The following is a 20,247-nucleotide window of genomic DNA, read 5'->3' as shown; positions in this document are numbered from 1 at the left end:
GTAGCCTCACGAGTAACGGCGCGGGTACAGCGGGTGGTTGTACCTGTCGTGGACCCGGCGGAGGTGTGCGTGTCGACCGAGGTGAACTCCCAGCCGCCGATCGCGTGGCGGTATTGCGGCAGCCAGATCAAGCTGTGGCGTACGGAAGCCGGTATCGGGCGGGAGGCGCTGGCCAAGGAGTCCGGATACGACTACGAGTACGTCAAGTCCATGGAGAACGGCCGCCGTCGGCCCACGCTGCGGTTGCTGCAGATCGCCGATCAGGTGTGTGGGGCCGGTGGGAAGCTCGTCGCTGCGCAGGACTACCTGAAGCCGGAGCCGTTCCCGGCGCGGTCGCAGGAGTTCATGGCGCTTGAGGCCGAGGCCATTGCCGTCTCCTGGTATGAACCGCTGCTCATTCCAGGCTTGTTGCAGACGGAGGGATATGCCAGAGCGCTGATCGGCGACAGCTCACCTCCTCTTGATGATGAGACGGTCAACGAACGTGTGGCAGCCAGACTCCGTAGGGCCGACGCACTGCGGCGCAAGGTCGGAGTGATGTACGGCTTCGTGATCTACGAGGCGGCTCTGCGTACCAGCGTCGGTGGGGCGGAGGTGATGCGCGAACAGTTCCAGCACCTCTTGGCCGTGGGTGGACCACGCAATGTGTCCATTCAGGTCCTGCCCTTCGGGCGGTGTAGCGGAGTTGCTCTCAACGGCAGCATCGTTCTGTTGGAGACACCCGAGCACGAGCACTATGGATACATCGAGGCGCCGGAGGTCAGCGTGCTGCATGCGAGCCCCGGCAAGCTGAGTGCTCTGACTCAGGCTCATGCGATGATCCGCATGCACTGCCTCAGCGTGGAAGAGTCGGCCACGTTCATCAGAAAGGTGGCGGAGGAACGATGAGCGAACGCCTGATCTGGTACAAGTCCAGCTACAGCGACAGCCAGGGTGGCGCCTGCCTCGAAGTAGCCCTCGACTGGCACAAGTCCAGCCACAGCGACAGCCAGGGTGGCGACTGCCTCGAAGTAGCCCCCTGCCCCCACACCATCCACGTCCGAGACTCGAAACTCGGCGCTCGGAGCCCCCAGCTCGCGGTTCCAGCCAGCGCCTGGACTGCCTTCGTCGCCAACGCCCGCAGCGTCTGAGTCGTCGGCGCTTGAACCCCGTGCTTCGGGCGCCGAGACCCGAGCTCTGTTTGTGAGGAATGGGCGGTTGGGTTCAACCCACCCTCCCTCCCAACCCCCGCGCATACCAGCGCACATGACTTTTCGTGACCGGCTTGCCACGCGCCGTGGCGAACGTCTAGCGTTCGCAGCAACAAACGACCCCGGCAGGTGTTACCAGCACCAGACCGGGGTCTCACCCAAAGATCGAAGTGGACGATCTCGTGGCTTACCAAGACCCTAACGCGGCCATGCCCGCGCCCGCACACCCCATGGCGAACCCCGGCTACGGCAAACGGTCCGCCCCGGACCAACTCCCGTTCCGCTCCGGCTGCTTCGATCACCTTCCGCCCCGTGAGCGTTACGTCGCCGCATTCATCGACCGGCTCCCCCAGGGCGCAGCCATGGACGCCAAGACCCTCGCCAAGGCGCTGCCCCTCTACGGCCAACAGGCTGTCCGCACCGCCCTCAACGAGTTGTCCCGGGCCGGTCACCTCCGCCGCGTACGCCGCCGAGCGGAAGGCGGGGCTACCGGTGACGGCGCCGATGGCGTGACCCGCTGGGTGTTCCACACCTACTGGTCCCGTACCGCACGTGACAGCGAATGGTGGGCCCGGTTCCTCGCCGGTGACGTACCGAGTGAGGCGCAGCCCGAGACTCCAGCAGAGACATGCCCCGCCTCTGCGGCTCCGGTGGCCCCCGGCGACGTACCGGCCCCGGAGCCCAACCAGGCCGAGGATGCCGACGCACCGCAGCCCGCAGTACGGCCGCGCTCCTCCGTCGCCTACGAAACCCTCGCCCAACTCGGCCGCACCGAACCTCGTTTGGCGCTCTCCGCCACCGACTGTGCCGCCCTCGAAGAACTTGCCGCCGCATGGCTCGCCCGTGGCGCGACACCGGCCAGCCTGACGCAGTCCCTCGTTGCCGGGCTCCCCGAGCCGGTGTACTCACCCCGCGCCCTCGTGCACCGGAGACTGCGCGACAAGATGCCGCCCGAGTTGCCAGCCCCGGAGGAACGCCCCTCTCTCCGCGCACGGCTGATCATGGAGTGCACCGAGTGCCGCGTCCCCGGCCGCCCGGAGGCCCTGCCCGGAGGTCTCTGCCGGGCCTGCCGCGGCGGCACCACGGCCGAGGCGCCGCGGGCGCTACCCCCGACGGCAGTGCATGTCCGAGCCGCACAGGTGCGCGGGACGATCCGTATGCCGCTGCGCGCTTGAGCCGTTTCCGCGCACGGCCCACAACCTGTCCATCACCCTCAATAGGAGTCTCTCGCATGACCATGCGATACCCTCGCATCATGGCAGCCAAGAAGCCCATCTCCGTCACTCTCGACCCGGACGTGCTCGAAGAGCTGCAGCGGCTCGTCGAGGCAGGCGAGGCGACCTCGATCTCAGCCGTGATCAACGAGACCCTGCGAAGCCGTGTCGAACGCCGGCGGCGAGCCGAACAGGCACGGGAGTACGTCGAGGAAACCCTGCTCGGCGGCCAGGCGCTGACGGACGAGGAGCTCGTCGAGGCGCGCGGCATGCTGGCCGCGAGCAAGGCCCGCACCGACGCCCGCCGCAAGGGCACGGCGGCGTGAGCGACGGCGTCATTCTGGACCATCACGGTCTACTTGCCCTCGGGCGCGGGCATCGCGTGCTGTCCGGGTTCATCGTGGCAGCGCATGAGGACCCGCTGTACACGGTGGTGGTTCCAGCTCTCAGCCTGGCCGAGGCGACGAGGAGTCGCCCCGGTATCGCGGGTCACCTGGCTCAGCTTCCCGCCGTGGAGGTGGCATCGGTCGACCGGATCGTCGCCGACACCATGGGGCGTATCGCGGCCACGCTCTTCCCCGAGCAGGGGTGGTCGGCCGTACACGTGGCCGCGGTGAGCATGGCGACCGGCTGGGAAGTCGCCACCACGGAGCCTGGCGCGTATCGCGGGTTCGGCGTGCCGGTGCTGCCCTTGACGGGATGACCTGCCCAACCGTCGCGAATGATCGAAGCAGTCACCACGGACCCGCGCCAGGCACTGCGGGAGCGGATCGCCGATCTTATGCGGGAGCCTCCCAGGTGGCGGTGATGTCGCGGGCGACATCGCGTAGGAGGCCGATGAGCATGTCTGCGAGTGGTGTGAGGCCGGCGTCGGTTTTGGTCAGGGCGTAGAGCTGGCGGTAGGGCCTGGGGTGGGCCAGTTCGCGATGGGTGGTGCCGGGCGCATGGGTCAGGGCCAAGCGCGATACCAGAGCCACAGCGCTGCCCGTGCCGACGAGGGCCTGGACAACGTCGTAGGACTCGGTCTCGAACCGCACGGAGGGAGTGAAGTCGGCCTCGCGGGCAGCGTCGTGGAACTGTTCGCGGGCGGCATGGCTGGCCAGGATGGAAACCCATGATTCGTCGCGCAGTTGTTCCAGGTGAAGTTCGGTGTCCGCGGGCTGCCCGGTGGCCAGCGGATGGTCATCGGGGAGAACCACGACCATCGGGTCCAACAGGAGCGAGTGTGCCCGTACGTGTGGGGGCGGCGCGAGCGGCGTGCCCCACGACGCGACGATGGCCACGTCCAGGCGCCCCGCGCTGATCTCGTCCGCTCCGCGTCCGGACACCACGTCTACGACGGAGACGTCGGCGTCCGGATGGCGGTGCCGCAGGGCCGTCAGGGCGGGTGGCAGCAGGTGCAGGGCAGCCGCCTGGAACGTTCCGATCCGCAGCCGTAGGGAGAGGTGGCCGAGCAGTGCGGCCAGTTGCGCCTCGGCCGTGTCCGACGCCTCCATCACGGTTCGACCGTGGGAGGCGAGCAGCGCACCGGCCGCGGTGAGCGTTGCTCCGCGAGGACCACGGATGACCAGGGGTGCCTGCCAGTCGCGCTCGGCCTTGACCACCTGCTGTGTGACCGCCGCGGGCGTGAGTTGGAGGGCGTGAGCCGCCGCCGTCAAGGAGCCGTGCCGCTCGATCAACGCGAGAAGCCGCAGCTGCGCCGGGTCCACCACCATTCACTAATCCTAACGCTGCACCCTTCTCTTTTAACTTCTCTTACAGGTGCGGGAGGGGAAGCCTGGTGGTGCACCCATCGGCCGCGGTCCCTGGAAGGGTTCTCTCCCCATGCCTACGCATGTGCCCGTTTTCATCGCCACCACATTGCTGCTGGCGATGCTGCCAGGCGCGAGTACAGCCATGATGATCCGGCAGGTTCTGGAAGGCGGGCAACGCACAGTCCGAGGCACGCTCGCGGGCAACGCCACCGGCTTCCTGCTGTGGTCCACGGCCGCCGCGGCCGGGCTGTCCGCTGTCCTGCTGGCCAGCCCGCGCGCGTACGCGGTGCTACGGATCGCTGGCGGCATCGTGCTGATGATCCTCGGGGTGAACACGCTGCGGACCGCGCTCACCACCGTCGCCGCCCGTCCGCCCCGCGAGGGCGGGCGCCGCACCGGCTTCGGGGGCGGATACCTCACCGGCCTGAGCACCAACCTCGGCAACCCGAAGGCGGGCGTGTTCGCCGTCTCGGTGCTGCCCCAATTCGTGACGACGAAGGGCCCGGTGTTCCTGTCGACCGTCGCCCTGGGAGCTCTGTGGGCGCTCGTCAGTGCCTCTTGGTACCTGTTGCTCACCTGGGCCGTCGGCCGAGGGCGCGCCTTGGTATCACGGCCGACGGTCCTGCGGGGGCTCAGTGTGACGACCGGCGTCGTCCTGCTTGGGCTGGGCGCCGCGGTGGCAGCCGGTGTCTGAGGGCCGGGCCGGTACTTCTTCCGGCAGATGACGCACGCGATGACACCGGACGGAACCCGCATCGCCTACCAGCTCCAGGGCCGGGGGACGCCGCTGGTTCTGCTGGCGGGCCAGGCCAACAACCATCACTGGTGGGACGCGATTCGCGCCGACTTCCATCCCGCTCGCAGCACCCTCACGCTCGACTACCGCGGCACCGGCGCCAGCGACAAGCCCGACATCCCCTACAGCACCGAACTGTTCGCCCAGGACGTCATCGCCGTCCTCGACACACTCGGCATCGACCGGGCCGACGTCTACGGCACGTCCATGGGCGGACGGGTGGCCCAGCAACTCGCGGCCCGTCACCCCCGCCGGGTGGGCGCCCTGGTTCTCGGCTGCACCTCACCCGGCGGCCCGCACAGTGTCGAACGGGACGACGACGTCCGCCAAGCCCTGGCGCAACCTCAGCCTGGAGCCGCGCGACAGGCCCTGCTGGAGCTGATGTACACACCCCAGTGGCTCGCCTCCCATCCCGGCCCGCACCACACCCTCGGCGACCCCGGTATGCCTACCTACGCCCGGCGCCGCCACCTCGCGGCCAGCAACCGGCACGACGCCTGGGACATCCTCCCGGACGTCAGCGCACCCACCCTGGTCGTCCACGGGAGCGACGATCTGCTCAACCCCACCGCCAACGCACCCCTGCTCACCGACCGCATCCCGGGCGCCCGACTCCACCTGATCCCCGAAGCCCGGCACGCCTACTTCGAGGAGTTCCGCGCCCACGCCGGCCCCCTCGTCCTGGACTTCCTCACCACCGCGCACAAGCTGTGAGAACAGCGCGGAGTGCGCACGCCACCTCACGCCACCCGCGTAGCCCCCGCGAACGGCATCTCGTCGATCGGTGCCACGCGTACCGGGGCCGAGGGGTTCGGGGCGTGGATCATCTGGCCGTTGCCCACGTACAGGCCGACGTGGCTGATGCCGGAGTAGAAGAACACCAGGTCGCCCGGGCGTAGTTCGGAGCGGGAGACGCGCTGGCCGGCGCCGATCTGGGCGTAGGTGGTGCGCGGTAGGGAGACGCCCGCGGAGCGGTACGCGGCGAGGATGAGGCCCGAGCAGTCGAAGGCGGCGGGGCCGGTCGCGCCCCACACGTAGGGGCTGCCCAGCTTGGAGTAGGCGAAGGAGACGGCGGCCGCGGCACGGGAGTCGGGTGCCTCGGAGGTGGCCGTCCCCGTCGCCTTCAGGGTGTCCCGCGCGGCGCCGGCGGACCGTGCGGCGCGGGCCCCGTCGCCGCCGGCCCCGTACCGGGCCCGTTCCTCGGCGGGCAGCCTGGACAGCAGCTGTCGGGCCGTGTCCAGCTTCCCGTTGACCGTGTCCTTGTGCCGCTTCAGCTCAGCCTGCCGGGACTTCAGCGAGGTCAGCTCGATGTGCGCGGCCCCGCGTAACCGCTCGATCTCCCGCAGCTGTCCGCGGACGTTCGCGACGGACGTGGCCTGCCGGGTGCCGGCCCGTTCGACGAACTCGGCCCCGTCCAGGTACTGGTCAGGGTCGTCGGACAGTGCGAGCTGCAGCGCGGGATCCAGGCCGCCGTCGCGGTACTGCGCCCTGGCCATCGAACCCAGCGAGTCCCGCGCCGAGTTGAGCTTCTCCGTCCGGCGCGCGGCCTCGTCCCGCAGTGTCGAGAGGCGCTGTTCCGCGCTGTCCGCCTTCTCCTTGGCGCCGTTGTACTTCTCGGTGGCGACCTCCGCCTCCTGGTACAGCTTGTCCACCTTCGCCTTGACCTGCGTCGGCGTCAGCTGGGGCTCGGCGTGTCCGGTCCCGTCGAAACCCGTCGCCGTCGCCGCGCCCGCGAGGGCGATCGTCGCCGCGGTGCGGGCCGTGTTGCCGCTGACCGAACGTTGTCGGGGCTTGCGGTGCGCTGCCAACTGGACTGCACGTCCTTTCGTACGACCGCCTCATCCGTACGAACGCCAAGCGGAGCGGACGTACGGCCGCCCGGAGGCGGATGACGCGTCCGGCGGCGGCCCGCACAGGGGGAACGGACCGCCGCCGGACTTCTCGGCGGTGGTGGCCGACTGCCGCCCCTGGCCCGGGCGGCGGTGGGGAGCCGGTCACCTGGTTGAGGACGCTAAACCGGACTGTGACGGCACGGTAACGCGATGTACGGAAGTGCCGCGTGTAGGCCGTCTGGTGACCGTATGTGACCGTGATCCGCCATTGGCGTCGTCGACTTCACGCAGAGCGATGACCGAGGTGAGGAATCCGCGGCACAGGGGAGTCGCCAGGTGCTATGGGCCGCATATATGCAAGATCTGGTCGGGCAAGATCCGGTCCAGTGGGGCGGCCCGGTGTCAGATGCCTCCCGCACCCCTGATTAGGCTCCGGCCTCATGGACGTACTCATCCATCTCTTCGTCGGCCTGCACATCATCGGCATCGCCTCGCTGCTCGGCGGCTTCCTCACCCAGATGAAGGCGATGGGCCAGGGCACCGCCCGCTTCGTCCCGGCGATGCTGCACGGCGCCCTGACGATGCTGGTCACCGGCGCGATCCTGGTAGGCCTCAACCAGGCCGACGACCAGCCCGTCAACAACATCAAGATCGGCGTGAAGCTGGCCCTGCTGGTCGTGATCCTCGGCCTCGTCTACGTGAAGCGGGACGACGAGCGGGTGGACAAGAGCATGTTCGGCCTGGTGGGCGCGCTGACCACGGCGAACATCTTCATCGCGGTGCTGTGGACGTGACCTCCGCGCGGGTGGCGGCGTAGGCCGACAGGACCACGCCCGCGCCGAGCCGCAGGAGAGCCGCCCCGCCTCCGGAGGAGGCGGCGGACGAACGCCGTCCGCCCCCGGATGGGCAGGGTCAGGCCGGTCGCACCACGCGGTAGATCGACGACTCGCCGTCGTAGTAGATCGACTCCTCGCGGACGTACGCGCCCGGCTTTGGGGCGTGGATCATCATGCCGTTGCCGATGTACACGCCGACGTGGCTGATGTCGTCGTAGAAGAAGACCAGGTCACCGGGTTGGGCGGCGGAGAGGGCGACCGTGGTGCCGGCGTTCACCTGATCGTAGGTGGTGCGCGGGAGGGAGACGCCGGCGGCCTTCCAGGCGGCCTGGGTGAGGCCGGAGCAGTCGTAGGATCCGGGGCCTGTGGCGCCCCAGACGTACGGCTTGCCGATCTGCGCGCGGGCGAAGGCGAGCGCCTTCTCGGCCTTGGTGGCGTACGAGGCGTCGGGCGCGGAATCGGACGCGGAGCCGGACGTGGACGAGGATCCCGACGACGTGGAGCCCGTCGAGGAGCCGCTGTCCTGCTGCTGAGCCGCCTCCTCCCGGGCCTTCTGCTCCGCCGCGGCCTGCTGCTCCGCCAGCTCGGCGGCCTTGCGCTCCGCCTCCTGCTTCTTCTTCTCCTCGATCGCGGCGAGCCGCGCCTTCTCCTCGGCGGTCAGCTGCGACAGCAGGGCGCGGGCGCCGGCGAGCTTCTTCTGGACGGTCGCCTTGGCCGTCTTCAGGTCGCCCTGCGACTCGGTGAACGACTGAAGGCTCTCGGTGGCCTCCTTGCGCTTCTCCATCGTCGCGGACTGCTCGACGGTGTAGTCGTCGACCGCGCCCTTCTGCCTGTTGGTCAGCCGACCCATCAGCTGGGTCTGGTCGAAGTAGTCCTGCGGGGAGTCCGCGAGCAGGAAGGTCGCGGTGTCGGGTGCGGAGGCGCCGGTGCGGTACTGGGCGGCGGCGAAGGAACCCAGCTCCTCCCGTGCCTCGTTGAGTTTCTGGGTGCGCTGGGCGACGTCGTCGAGGAGGGTGTCGACGCGCTTGCGCTGCTTCCCGGTCTTCTCCTTGGCCGCGTTGTACTTGTCGGTCGCCGACTCCGCCTGGCGATAGAGGTCGTCGACCTTCTGTTCGACCTCTTCGAGGCTGGGTCTGTCGTCGACGGGGGCGGCCTGCGCCGATTGGGACAGCAGGGCGACGGAGGTGAGGGCCGCCGTGGCGAGGGCGGGGGTCCGTATGCCTGCTACGCGCGTACCCGGAGGACGCGACTTGCGGTGCGACGCCAAGGGAGGCGACTCCTTCCACGTTCCGCCTACCGAGTTAGCTGTCGGGTTCGGGCGGGTGGTTAGGAAGGGTTGCCCTACGGCCTTGTCCCAGAGGGAGTTGGGCCGATTCACCCCAATGTTCGGTGGGTCCCCGGTTCCAGTCGCGCGGCGGCGCTGCGGATTCGGCGGGGGCCGCGCGGCCCGGCGAGGTTCGCCGGTGGGGGTCGTACGGCCTGTGCGGCACGGTAGCCAACTCGTGTGGCCGCTGTGAAGGTTGATGTTCGATATGCCCGATACATTTTCGTGACCTTCAGTCAGGACGTCGCCGGTCGTGGTCGATCCGGAGTGCTCTGAAACGGTCTGAAGCGATCTGAGTGATATACGCGATCTAAGCTATATGCATCGGCTTACACGTGTTTTCGTCGGAGTGGTGACGTCCGCCCCTTCGTGACCGGCCTGGTCGATCGCGGACCGTGACGGCTTCGCCCCGCAGGGTGGGAGGCTGCCGGGCGGCCGGCACCGGAAGATCCTCGGGGTCCGCGCCCGCCGCCGGATTCCGGCGATGTTCTCGGGGTGGCGGCGGGCTGTCAGTGGGGGGTCCTAGACTCGGAGGGCGATGAGCAGCCTCTTTGATGACAGCTTCCTGGCGAACCTCCAGACCCCTCGCGGGCACGAGGAGGAACCCCCGCCGCCGCCCGAAGACGATCACGTACCGGAGCCCGTTCCGGACGATCTGTTCGGCGGGAAGTTCGACGCGCCGCCGGACCGGGACACGCACTACCGCGACGGCGCCCCCCGCCCGGCGGTGGACCCGGCCGCGCTCCTGGAGGGGCTGAACGAGAACCAGCGCGAGGCTGTCGTGCACTCCGGCGCCCCGCTGCTCATCGTGGCCGGCGCCGGCTCGGGCAAGACCCGTGTGCTCACGCACCGCATCGCGTACCTGCTCGGCGAGCGGAACGTGCATCCGGGCCAGATCCTCGCGATCACCTTCACCAACAAGGCCGCGGGCGAGATGAAGGAGCGCGTCGAGCAGCTCGTCGGCCCGCGCGCGAACGCGATGTGGGTGATGACCTTCCACAGCGCGTGCGTCCGCATCCTGCGCAGGGAGTCGAAGAGGCTGGGCTTCACGTCCTCGTTCTCGATCTACGACGCCGCCGACTCCAAGCGTCTGATGGCCCTGGTCTGCCGTGACCTGGACCTCGACCCCAAGCGCTTCCCGCCGAAGTCCTTCAGCGCCAAGATCTCGAACCTGAAGAACGAGCTGATCGACGAGGAGGACTTCGCCGCCCAGGCCACCGACGGCTTCGAGAAGACCCTCGCCCAGGCCTACGCGATGTACCAGTCGCGGCTGCGCGAGGCGAACGCCCTCGACTTCGACGACCTGATCATGACGACGGTCAATGTGCTCCGCGCCTTCCCGGACGTCTCCGAGTACTACCGCCGCCGCTTCCGGCATGTCCTCGTCGACGAGTACCAGGACACCAACCACGCCCAGTACTCCCTGGTCCGGGAGCTCGTCGGCATCTCCGAGCACCCGGTGGACGTGCCGCCCAGCGAGTACGACCTCCAGCCCGCCGAACTGTGCGTGGTCGGTGACGCCGACCAGTCGATCTACGCGTTCCGCGGCGCGACCATCCGCAACATCCTCCAGTTCGAGGAGGACTACCCGGACGCGACGACGATCCTGCTGGAGCAGAACTACCGCTCGACGCAGACGATCCTCACCGCGGCCAACGCGGTCATCGAGCGCAACGAGTCCCGCCGCCCCAAGAATCTGTGGACCAACGCGGGCGCGGGCGCCCGCATCACCGGCTATGTCGCCGACACCGAACACGACGAGGCGCAGTTCGTCGCCGACGAGATAGACCGCCTCACGGACGCGGGCGACGCGAAGGCCGGCGATGTCGCCGTCTTCTACCGGACGAACGCCCAGTCACGTGTCTTCGAAGAGATCTTCATCCGCGTCGGCCTGCCCTACAAGGTCGTCGGCGGCGTCCGCTTCTACGAGCGCAAGGAGGTCCGGGACGTCCTGGCCTACCTGCGGGTCCTCGCCAACCCGGAGGACTCGGTACCGCTGCGCCGGGTCCTGAACGTGCCCAAGCGCGGCATCGGCGAACGCGCCGAGGCGATGATCGACGCCCTGTCCCAGCGGGAGAAGATCAGCTTCCCGCAGGCACTGAAGCGGGTCGACGAGGCGTACGGCATGGCCGCGCGCTCCACGAACGCCGTGAAGCGGTTCAACACGCTGATGGAGGACCTCCGTACCGTCGTCGACTCCGGCGCGGGCCCGGCGACCGTCCTGGAGGCGGTGCTCGAACGCACCGGCTACCTGGCCGAGTTGCAGGCCTCCACCGACCCTCAGGACGAGACCCGGATCGAGAACCTTCAGGAACTCGCCGCCGTCGCCCTGGAGTTCGAACAGGAGGCCGCGCAGGGGGAGGCGTCCGGTTCGCTCTCCGACTTCCTGGAGCGGGTGGCCCTTGTCGCCGACTCCGACCAGATCCCCGACGAGGACGAGGACGGCTCCGGAGTCATCACCCTGATGACCCTGCACACCGCCAAGGGCCTGGAGTTCCCTGTGGTGTTCCTGACCGGCATGGAGGACGGCGTCTTCCCGCACATGCGTGCCCTCGGTCAGACCAAGGAACTGGAGGAGGAGCGCCGGCTGGCGTACGTCGGCATCACGCGCGCGCGGGAACGGCTGTATCTGACACGGTCGTCGCTGCGGAGCGCGTGGGGGCAGCCGTCGTACAACCCGCCCTCCCGTTTCCTGGAGGAGATCCCGCCGCAGCACGTCGACTGGAAGCGGACCGGCGCCACATCACCGGTGTCCTCCGGCCCGGTGTCCGGGGTGGCGGCCTCGCTGTCGTCGTCCCGCTCCCGCTCGTCGGCGTCCGGGGCGTCCGGCTTCGCCACCCGCCGGGGCTCGGAGAAGCCGGTGGTGGCGCTGGCGGTCGGGGACCGGGTCACCCACGACCAGTTCGGGCTCGGAACGGTCGTGGCCGTGAAGGGCACGGGCGGCAACGCCGAGGCGTCGGTCGACTTCGGGGAAGAGAAGCCGAAGCGACTGCTGCTGCGGTACGCGCCGGTGGAGAAGCTGTAGTTCTCACGCCATGAGCCCCGGCCGAACGGCCGGGGCTCAGCGGGGCACAGGGGGAGTTGTGGTGCCTACGTCGGGTTGATCCCGTGGCTGCGCAGCCACGGCAGGGGGTCGATCGCCGCGCCGCCGGCCGGCCGTACCTCGAAGTGCAGGTGCGGGCCGGTCGAGTTGCCGGAGTTGCCGGAGTACGCGATCGGGTCGCCGGCCTTCACGGTCGTACCGGACGAGACCCGGTAGCTGGAGAGGTGGCAGTACCACGTCTCCGTGCCGTCCTTCGCGATCAGGATCATCATGTTGCCGTACGCGCTGTTCCACTGCGTCCGCACGGTGGCGTCGGTCGCGGCCATCACGGTCGTGCCGTAGGAGACGGGGAAGTCGATGCCGGTGTGCACGGACATCCAGTTGACGCCGGACTGGCCGAAGTAGGCGCTGAGCCCCTGCTGGGCGACCGGCAGCGCGTACTTGGGGCGCAGCCGCTCCTTACGCGCCGCATCCGCGGCCGCCTGCTTCTTCTCCGCCGCCTGCTGGGCCTTGAGGTCGATACGTTCCTGCGTACGGCTGACCCGGTCGCTGAAGTCGTCCGCCTCGGCGGAGAGGCTCTGCAACTGGGTGTCCAGCTTGTTGTTCGCGGCGGCCGGCTGCACGGCGCTGACGTCCGAAAGGGTCTTCGCCGTCTCCTGGTCGCCGCCGGTCATCGTGCCGACGGAGGCGGCGGCGATCCCCGCGACACCCATCACACACGCCGAGGGAACGGCCACCGTCAGCAGCGCGGACCGCTTGGCGGGCACACGGCGGCGGGACCGGGACCCGCTACGGGAGGCGGCGCGGGAGGACGGGGCCGGGGCCGGGGCGACCTCTTCCTGGTCGTCGAGGAGAGGGGAGTGCGGGGAGTCAGCGGCGTACGGGGAGTGGGCGGAGTCGGACGCGGGCGACGCCTCTGACCCGTCCGGCAGCTCGGCGTTGCCGGTGAACTCGCCGTCGCCGATGAACTCGCCGTCACCCGGGGTCGGTTCGCCGTACGTGACCTGGTCGAAGGTCGCCGTCGCCTGCTGTTCGAAGGGCTCGCCGTGCGGCGCGTACTCCTCGGTGCCGGTCGCGGCGTGAGGGCCGTCGGAGTTCCACTGCGTGGCGTCGTACGCCCCGGTGTCGAAGGCCTGCGTGCCCCATTCCCACTGCTGGGTCTGGTCGGCCGGGCCGCCGGACTGGCCGGGCTGGAGCCAGGCGTTCGCGTCCCATTGGCCGCTGGTGTCGGGGCCGGTGGCCTGCGGCGGGATCGCTGAGAGCTGCTGGTGCTCGCCGGTCCAGGCAGTGCTGTCGTACGCGCCGGTGTCGTAGGTGGCGTGGTGCTGCGCCGCGTATATGTCGTAGTTCAGGGTCTGGTGACCGCCCGTGGGCCAGGCCGACGAGTCGTACGAGCCCGTGCCGTCGCCGGGAAGGCTGCCGAAGAGGGGGTCCGACTCGAAGGTCGCCGTGGCATGGGCGCCGGCGTCGAAACCCGGGTTCAGGGAACCCGAGGCGTCAAAACCGGGGGCGTCATAGCCGCCGTAGGTGGTGAAGTCGCCGTACTGGGCTTCCTGGGCGCCGTAGGACGGGTGGTGCGTGGAGGCGGCGTCGGAAGCCGGAGCCGGGGTGGTTGTGATCCCCGACGGGTGACGGTCGTTCACCAACTTCTCTTTCGCCTCGACAACAGGGGCTGCCAGAGCAGTGCGGCGACTGTACCCGGCGGTATGCGGGCACGACAATCTTCGGCAGGTTTCCCGCGCGCAGGAAACGGGCAATCGGCCGTGTTTCGGGGGACTGTGGACGAGGGTTTGGCCCTGCGTTCGAAGCGTGTTCGATGTTGATGTGCTGTCGGGTGGCTGTTTTTTTGCTGTGCGGGCCGGCTGGGACGGTCGTGGGTCGCTCCTTCGCCGGGTTACGCGACCGTCAGTCCGTCGGTGCGCGCGGCGGTCTCCTCGCCCGGGCGCGCCGCGTCGAGAACCCGCCGTATCCCGGCCGCGACGGCGGGGTGCACGGGCAGGGCCAGATGTCCGATCCCGGTCACCCGGATGTTGTCCGCGGTCAGGTCGGGGTGGTCGACACAGGCGGTCTCCAGCGGGTCCATCAGATGGTCCAGGTCGCTCCAGAAACTGACGAAGTGCGTCCGGCAGCCGGGGGAGGGCCGGTTCAGCTCTTCGAGCAGCTCCGAGCCGGGGCGCATCTGACGCACGATCGGGTGCGCGTTCGCCAGCGGCACCACCCGGGTGCCGGAGTGCGGGGTGCCGAGCGTCACGAGGGTGCGCACCCGGATGTCACCGCCGAGGCGCTGCACGTAGTAGCGCGCGATCAGGCCGCCCAGGCTGTGCCCGACGACATCGACCTGCCGGCTGCCCGTGCGCTCGCAGATCTCCTCTATGTGCCGCCCGAGCAGCGCTGCCGCGGTACGTATGTCGCAGGTCAGCGGCGAGTAGTTGAGCGACTCGATCTGCTGCCTGCCGTGCTGGGCGAGGCTGCGGCGCAGCAGGACGAACACCGAGCGGTTGTCGATGAACCCGTGCAGCAGCACGACCGGCGGCTTGGCCTCCCTGGGCAGTTGGGTCGCGCTGTCCTCCGGGGCGGGGATGGGGGGCACGGGGGCGCGGCGCTCCTGGGTGATGCCGGAGGGATAGAGGAGGAGGTGGCCCGCGAGGATCGCGATCTCCAGGGCGGTCGCCTTCAGGAGTGTCAGGGAGAAGCCCGCCAGTCTGCTCGGAAGCAGGCGCTGGCAGAGCGGAAGAAGGGGCAGCGCTGCCCTGGTGACCTTCATGGCCGACCTCCTGTCGGCGCGCGGGAGGACTGCTCCCTACCCCGTGTGCCCTTGTGGGGAGGCGCGGCGGAGGTCGTCGACGGGGCGCGAGCGGGGCGGGTCGGTCCGATGGCCTGGTGAGGCTCCCTGCCGGTGTGGCGACGAGGCTCCCCGCTGTCGTGCCTTACCTGCCCTGCGTGCCCTTCGCGCCCAAGTCGATACGCCTCACCGCCGCGGCGCGCGGCCTGCGGCGCGGCGGTGAGGCGACCTCGTAGCGGCTCCCGAACGTGTCCCATCGTGTGATTTCCCCTTCGGTATCCTCCGCGAAACTGCCGGTTGAGGGATGCTGGCGATAACGGTCGTTCACTTTTCCGGCTGGTGCGGTACTTGTCGGTATGGATGGATGAATCCGTACGGATGGATGTAGTCGCTTCATGGAGGCAGTGATGGGTGTGGCAGCCGGTCCGATCCGCGTCGTGGTGGCCAAGCCGGGGCTCGACGGTCATGATCGCGGGGCCAAGGTGATCGCGCGGGCGCTGCGCGACGCCGGTATGGAGGTCATCTACACCGGGCTCCACCAGACGCCCGAGCAGATCGTCGACACCGCGATCCAGGAGGACGCCGACGCCATCGGACTGTCCATCCTGTCCGGGGCGCACAACACCCTCTTCGCCGCGGTGATCGACCTGCTCAAGGAGCGGGACGCGGAGGACATCCTGGTCTTCGGCGGCGGGATCATCCCCGAGGCGGACATCGCTCCGCTGAAGGAGAAGGGCGTCGCGGAGATCTTCACCCCGGGCGCGACGACGGCGTCGATCGTGGACTGGGTGCGCGCGAACGCACAGGAGCCCGCGGGGGCCTAGGGAGGCACTGAAGATCTTGGCCGGGCTCTCGACGCCCGACATGCCTGGGCGGTCGTAGGTCCGCGCGGGTGGGCAGGGGCAGCGGTTCCCAGGAGCCCCGCCTCCACTCACCCCGCCTCCACTCACCCCGCCTCCACTCGCCCCGCCTCCACGCTCCCCGTCCGGTCCGACCGGCCCGGGCCTCAATCCCCGGACGCGCTGCGGGGGCGCACCACCCCCAGTTCCTCCTGCATCGCCGCCCGCAGCCGCAACGTCGTGACCAGGCGCTGGAACGCCTCCGCCCAGTACCCCCCGGCCCCGGGGCTCGCGTTCTCCGTCTCGTCCGGCACCGCCAGCAGCCCGTTGAGGCGGCTCGCCTCGGAGGGATCGAGGCAGCGCTCCGCCAGCCCCATCACTCCGCTGAAGCTCCATGGGTAACTCCCCGCGTCTCGTGCGATGTTGAGCGCGTCGACCACGGCCCGGCCGAGCGGCGCGGCCCACGGCACCGCGCACACACCGAGCAGTTGGAACGCCTCGGACAGTCCGTGGGCCGAGATGAACCTGGCCACCCATTCGGCCCGTTCGGTGGCGCCCAGGGTGCCGAGCAGCTTGGCCCGCTCGGCCAGGGACACCGCTCCGGGGCCGCCGGCCTCGGGTGCCGCGGACGCCCCGAGGAGGGCCCGCGCCCACTCGGCGTCCCGCTGTCGCACCGCCGCCCGGCACCAGGCCGCGTGCAGTTCGCCCTGCCAGCCGTCCGCCACGGGCAGCGCCACGATCTCCTGGGGCGTACGGCCACCGAGCCGCCCCGGCCAGGTTCCGAGCGGTGCCGCCTCCACCAACTGGCCCAACCACCACGACCGTTCTCCCCGCCCCGCCGGGGGCTTGGGTACGACACCGTCGCACTCCATGCTCGCGTCGCACTCGTGCGGCGCCTCGACCGAGAGGGTCGGTGCGTCCCCGGTGTGGTCGACGGCCACGCAGGCCCCGGCCCGCACCGCCATCCGCGCGGCGAGCGCCGAGCCGGGCAGCGCCGACAACAACTCCGCCGCCGTCGCCCGTACGTTGCGGCTGCGGTCGGTGAGCGCCTGCTCCAGGAACGACTCGTCGCCCGCCGTCAGTCCGGTGCGCAGGGAGTCGAGGAACATCAGCCGGTCCTCGGCCCGTTCCGTCGCCCAGGTCGTCGCGAGCAGCTCGCGCGCGGCGGCGGGCTCACGGGCACGGATCGCGGAGAGCAGGGCGACCCGCTCGGCGAACAGCCCCTCCTGCCACAGCTGTCGGATCTTCTCGGTGTCCTCGGGGTGCGGCAGCGTCGTGCCCCCGCCCGGGGTCGCACGCAGGGCGAACCGCCAGTCGGGGTTCAGCCGGGCGAGCCACACCGCGCGTGGCCCCGCGAACGTCAGCGCCGACGGCCGTAGGTCCGTACGCCCCCGCGCCGCGTCCAGCAGGGCCGGCAACTGCTCGGGGGGAGCGGCGAAACCGCGGGTGTTGGCCGTCGCGAGCCACTGCGGCAGCAACTCCATCAGGTCCGGTGCCGTACCCCGGCGGCCACCGCCGCCCGTGCCGGGGCGGTCGGCCAGCAGCATCGCCAGCCGGCGGGCCGCCGCGGCCGGCAGCGGCGGGCGTGGGTCCTCGCCCACCGGTTCCGGCAGCCGGGCCGCCCGTCCCGGTCGCAGGCCTGCCCGTCGCCGTACGGTTTCCGCGGCCGCCGCGTCCAGCAGGGCGAGCGGTGCCTCCCGGCCGGGCGGGCAGCCCGGTGGGGTGCGTCGCTCCGTTCCGAGCAGGGCCGCCGTGACGAGTTCCTCCCAGACGCCCGGCGTGGGCGCGTCCACAGGAGCGGAAGTCCTGGTCATGTGTTCCTTTCCGTTCCACTCCCTGGGGCGCCGGGAAGTGGTTGAAGGGTCACTTGATGCGGGTGTCCCGTGAGCCGGGAGACATGCGTGGCAGATCGGGACAATGGGAGGGACACCGGGACGGGCAGTGATCGGGTCAGCGGTCGGGTCAGCGGTCGTATCAGGGGTCGTGTCAGCGGTCGCGTCAGCACAGGGACACCGCCTCGCCCGCGCTCTCCGGCCAGGCCGTGAGCGGAGTGAAGCCGCGGTGGCCGCACTCGCCGAAGACCTTGACCGGAGCGCCACCGGACACGGAGACCAGCCGCCACAGGCCCGGACGGGACCGCGCGGTGGACGTCAGCGGCAGCGCCGTGTTCCCGTCGGCGTCCGCCAGCTGCCAGGAGTCGCCGTCCGGGGCCGGGACGACCCTGTCCAGCGTCACCGGCACGGAGTCCAGCCAGGGATCGTCCCGCAGGGCCTCGCCGTAGCGCGCGACAGCCTCCGCCGGTGTCACCCCCGGCGGGCGTATCGCCGCGGGAGCGGGCGGGGCGAACTGCTCGCCCAGGGCCGCCCGTGGTTGTCCGGCACCCGGATACGCCGACACCTCCGCGTCCAACGCCAGCCCCATCGGCAGCGCGAGCTCCGGCGCGCGGCCGGCGGCACCATAGGAGAGGAGCAGCGCCGTACGGCCGGACGCGGCGCCGTACAGCCAGATCCGGCGGGTCGTCAGCCGGGCGTCCGCCGTGTCGTACTGGGCGAGGACCAGCCAGCTGTCCCGCAGCGGCGGGCCACCCGCCGAAGTGGGCAGGCCGACCCGGGAACGGACCGTCGCCGCCAGGTCGTCGGGCAGCCGCTCCCGGCGCAGCCAGCCCTGGTCGAGGAGATGGAGGAGGGCACAATCCTCCAGCAGGCGCACCGGCCAGCCCGGCCCGGACGACGGGATCGCCCCCAACTCCCGCACCCGCGCGGCCAGTCCGGAGGCCTGGGCGTCGACCATCCGGGCCGCCGTCTCCTCCCACAGCCCGTACCCCGCCTGCTCCGCGCCCGCGAGGCCGCCGCGCAGCAGATCCACCAGCCGTTGCTCCAACTCCGTCGCGCCCGCGGTGATCCGCGCGGCCCGGCGCTCCGCCCGGAGCCGCGCCGCCTCGGGATCACCGGAGCCCGACGGTGAAGCGGCGGCCGCCGCATGCTTCTCCGCCGAGCGCTTCCTTCTCCCCTCCAACCACTCCCCGGCCCACTCCGGCGGCTGCCTCGCCGGCACCGCGCCGTCCCCGCCCGCCCAGAGCAGCAGCAGCCCGAGCGCGTGCTTGCACGGGAACTTCCGGCTCGGACAACTGCACTTGTACGCCGGTCCGGACGCGTCCGCGACGTCCACGACCGTCTGATACGGCTTGCTGCCGCTGCCCTTGCACAGCCCCCACACCGTCCCCTCCCCGGAACTGCCCGCCTCGGACCACGGTCCGGCCGCGCCGAGTTTGCTGCCCGCTTTGCGTGAAGCGGCGTCAGGCGCCAGTGACAGCACCTGGTCCGCGCTCCAGCGCACCCCCTGCTGAGTCATGTCATCGAAGGTAGATCCCACCACTGACAATCGGCCCTGCGAGCGCGTTTGTGCAGGTCAGATCGCATTGTCAGTGGCGTGGTGCACGGTGGACACCAGATCCGAACCGGCCGAGCTGGAGGGGGACTCAGCCATGACTGTGTCTGTAGAACCGACGTCCGCTGACGTGCGTGAGAAGGAGCCGACCGAGGCGTTGCGTCCGCATGCCGAGGACGCCTTCGCCGGTGAACTCGTCGCGCTCGCCGCACAGGACGACCGCCCGCGCCCGGCCCGCTGGAAGCTGTCGCCGTGGGCCGTCGCCACCTATCTCCTCGGCGGCACCCTGCCCGACGGCACGGTGATCACGCCGAAGTACGTCGGCCCGCGCCGCCTCGTCGAGGTCGCCGTCACCACTCTCGCCACCGACCGCGCCCTGCTCCTGCTCGGGGTGCCCGGCACCGCGAAGACATGGGTGTCCGAGCACCTCGCCGCCGCGGTCAGTGGCGACTCCACCCTGCTCGTCCAGGGCACGGCCGGTACCCCGGAGGAGGCCATCCGGTACGGCTGGAACTACGCGCAGTTGCTCGCGCACGGCCCCAGCCGGGACGCCCTGGTCCCCAGCCCCGTCATGCGGGCGATGGCCGAGGGGATGACGGCCCGCGTCGAGGAACTGACCCGTATCCCGGCCGACGTACAGGACTCCCTCATCACGATCCTGTCGGAGAAGACGCTGCCGATACCGGAGTTGGGCCAGGAGGTGCAGGCGGTCGGCGGCTTCAACGTGATCGCGACGGCCAACGACCGTGACCGCGGGGTCAACGAGCTGTCCAGCGCCCTGCGCCGCCGTTTCAACACGGTGGTGCTGCCGCTGCCGGAGAGCGTCGAGGCCGAGGTCGACATCGTCTCGCGGCGCGTCGACCAGATCGGCCGCTCACTCGACCTGCCGGCCGCCCCCGACGGCATCGACGAGATGCGCCGCGTCGTGACGGTCTTCCGTGAGCTGCGTGACGGTCTCACGTCCGACGGCCGCACAAAGCTGAAGTCGCCCACCGGCACCCTGTCGACGGCGGAGGCGATCTCCGTCGTCACCAACGGCCTCGCCCTGGCTGCGCACTTCGGCGACGGCGTGCTGCGGGCGGGCGATGTCGCCGCGGGCATCCTCGGCGCGGTCGTCCGCGACCCGGCGTCCGACCGGGTCGTCTGGCGGGAGTACCTGGAGGCGGTCGTCCGCGAACGCGACGGCTGGACGGACTTCTACCGCGCCTGCCGTGAGGTGAGCGCGTGAACGGAGGCGGGCGGGGATCCGG

General features: G+C 70.4%; 18 protein-coding genes and 1 riboswitch. Of the genes, 11 read left to right on the top strand and 7 right to left on the bottom strand.

What is annotated here, in order from left to right:
* Window positions 1-69: 69 nt before the first annotated feature.
* The 5 genes from AB0H86_RS33345 to AB0H86_RS33325 all read left to right on the top strand — a co-directional run bounded on the left by AB0H86_RS33345 (window position 70) and on the right by AB0H86_RS33325 (window position 3,107).
* A complete protein-coding gene (locus tag AB0H86_RS33345) occupies window positions 70-888 on the top strand; it encodes a helix-turn-helix transcriptional regulator (RefSeq protein ID WP_362447383.1) in 819 nt (272 codons plus the stop codon).
* Window positions 885-1,130 (top strand): DUF397 domain-containing protein, encoded by a 246-nt coding sequence (locus tag AB0H86_RS33340; protein ID WP_362447380.1) that lies wholly within the window; start codon window positions 885-887, stop codon window positions 1,128-1,130. The genes AB0H86_RS33345 and AB0H86_RS33340 overlap by 4 nt, the downstream gene beginning before the upstream one ends.
* Window positions 1,131-1,399: 269 nt before the next feature.
* Window positions 1,400-2,365: a hypothetical protein gene (locus tag AB0H86_RS33335; RefSeq protein ID WP_362447377.1), complete on the top strand. Its 966-nt coding sequence runs from the start codon at window positions 1,400-1,402 to the stop codon at window positions 2,363-2,365.
* Window positions 2,366-2,445: 80 nt separating this feature from the next.
* A complete protein-coding gene (locus AB0H86_RS33330) occupies window positions 2,446-2,730 on the top strand; it encodes a ribbon-helix-helix protein, CopG family (RefSeq protein WP_362447375.1) in 285 nt (94 codons plus the stop codon).
* On the top strand, window positions 2,727-3,107 hold the full coding sequence (locus tag AB0H86_RS33325; protein WP_362447372.1) for a hypothetical protein: 381 nt from the start codon (window positions 2,727-2,729) through the stop codon (window positions 3,105-3,107). Before AB0H86_RS33330 ends, AB0H86_RS33325 begins: the two co-directional genes overlap by 4 nt.
* 76 nt (window positions 3,108-3,183) lie before the next feature.
* On the opposite strand, the gene AB0H86_RS33320 is transcribed toward AB0H86_RS33325, so the two are convergent.
* A complete protein-coding gene (locus tag AB0H86_RS33320) occupies window positions 3,184-4,119 on the bottom strand; it encodes a LysR family transcriptional regulator (protein ID WP_362447369.1) in 936 nt (311 codons plus the stop codon).
* Between the two features lie 109 nt (window positions 4,120-4,228).
* Between AB0H86_RS33320 and AB0H86_RS33315 the strand changes: the two genes are divergently transcribed.
* Together AB0H86_RS33315 and AB0H86_RS33310 are read left to right on the top strand one after the other, a co-directional pair.
* Window positions 4,229-4,852 (top strand): LysE family translocator, encoded by a 624-nt coding sequence (locus AB0H86_RS33315; protein WP_362447366.1) that lies wholly within the window; start codon window positions 4,229-4,231, stop codon window positions 4,850-4,852.
* A 27-nt stretch (window positions 4,853-4,879) separates the two neighbouring features.
* Complete coding sequence (locus tag AB0H86_RS33310) at window positions 4,880-5,668, top strand: alpha/beta fold hydrolase (protein WP_362447363.1); 789 nt, start codon at window positions 4,880-4,882, stop codon at window positions 5,666-5,668.
* A gap of 26 nt (window positions 5,669-5,694) precedes the next feature.
* Here AB0H86_RS33310 and AB0H86_RS33305 read toward each other — a convergent pair whose 3' ends face one another.
* Window positions 5,695-6,762 carry a C40 family peptidase gene (locus tag AB0H86_RS33305; RefSeq protein WP_362447360.1) on the bottom strand — a complete coding sequence of 356 codons (1,068 nt, stop codon included), beginning with the start codon at window positions 6,760-6,762 and terminating at the stop codon, window positions 5,695-5,697.
* 464 nt (window positions 6,763-7,226) lie between these two features.
* Between AB0H86_RS33305 and AB0H86_RS33300 the strand changes: the two genes are divergently transcribed.
* Entirely contained in the window at window positions 7,227-7,580 is a 354-nt protein-coding gene (locus AB0H86_RS33300; protein ID WP_362447357.1) for a hypothetical protein, read from the top strand.
* A 118-nt stretch (window positions 7,581-7,698) separates the two neighbouring features.
* On the opposite strand, the gene AB0H86_RS33295 is transcribed toward AB0H86_RS33300, so the two are convergent.
* Window positions 7,699-8,889: an NlpC/P60 family protein gene (locus AB0H86_RS33295; RefSeq protein ID WP_362447354.1), complete on the bottom strand. Its 1,191-nt coding sequence runs from the start codon at window positions 8,887-8,889 to the stop codon at window positions 7,699-7,701.
* 7 nt (window positions 8,890-8,896) lie between these two features.
* Window positions 8,897-9,066: riboswitch (cyclic di-AMP (ydaO/yuaA leader) on the bottom strand.
* A gap of 418 nt (window positions 9,067-9,484) precedes the next feature.
* Here AB0H86_RS33295 and pcrA point away from each other — a divergent pair.
* The gene (gene pcrA / locus AB0H86_RS33290; protein ID WP_362447351.1) at window positions 9,485-11,971 is read left to right on the top strand and encodes a DNA helicase PcrA; all 2,487 of its coding nucleotides are present in this window, start codon (window positions 9,485-9,487) and stop codon (window positions 11,969-11,971) included.
* 65 nt (window positions 11,972-12,036) lie between these two features.
* Here pcrA and AB0H86_RS33285 read toward each other — a convergent pair whose 3' ends face one another.
* Complete coding sequence (locus AB0H86_RS33285; RefSeq protein WP_362447348.1) at window positions 12,037-13,632, bottom strand: M23 family metallopeptidase; 1,596 nt, start codon at window positions 13,630-13,632, stop codon at window positions 12,037-12,039.
* Between the two features lie 251 nt (window positions 13,633-13,883).
* Window positions 13,884-14,753 (bottom strand): alpha/beta fold hydrolase, encoded by an 870-nt coding sequence (locus AB0H86_RS33280; RefSeq protein ID WP_362447345.1) that lies wholly within the window; start codon window positions 14,751-14,753, stop codon window positions 13,884-13,886.
* A gap of 425 nt (window positions 14,754-15,178) precedes the next feature.
* On the opposite strand from AB0H86_RS33280, the gene AB0H86_RS33275 reads away from it, so the two are divergent.
* Entirely contained in the window at window positions 15,179-15,595 is a 417-nt protein-coding gene (locus tag AB0H86_RS33275; protein WP_362447342.1) for a cobalamin B12-binding domain-containing protein, read from the top strand.
* A gap of 182 nt (window positions 15,596-15,777) precedes the next feature.
* Here AB0H86_RS33275 and AB0H86_RS33270 read toward each other — a convergent pair whose 3' ends face one another.
* Together AB0H86_RS33270 and AB0H86_RS33265 are read right to left on the bottom strand one after the other, a co-directional pair.
* Window positions 15,778-17,424, bottom strand: coding sequence for a DUF5691 domain-containing protein (locus AB0H86_RS33270; RefSeq protein ID WP_362447339.1), 1,647 nt, complete (start codon window positions 17,422-17,424; stop codon window positions 15,778-15,780).
* Window positions 17,425-17,608: 184 nt separating this feature from the next.
* Window positions 17,609-18,961: an SWIM zinc finger family protein gene (locus AB0H86_RS33265; RefSeq protein ID WP_362447336.1), complete on the bottom strand. Its 1,353-nt coding sequence runs from the start codon at window positions 18,959-18,961 to the stop codon at window positions 17,609-17,611.
* A 133-nt stretch (window positions 18,962-19,094) separates the two neighbouring features.
* Between AB0H86_RS33265 and AB0H86_RS33260 the strand changes: the two genes are divergently transcribed.
* A complete protein-coding gene (locus AB0H86_RS33260; RefSeq protein WP_362447333.1) occupies window positions 19,095-20,225 on the top strand; it encodes an AAA family ATPase in 1,131 nt (376 codons plus the stop codon).
* Window positions 20,226-20,247: the final 22 nt, after the last annotated feature.

It is taken from the genome of Streptomyces sp. NPDC050997, from assembly GCF_040660135.1.
Classification (GTDB): domain Bacteria; phylum Actinomycetota; class Actinomycetes; order Streptomycetales; family Streptomycetaceae; genus Streptomyces.
This window is presented reverse-complemented; position numbering and strand designations above follow the sequence as displayed.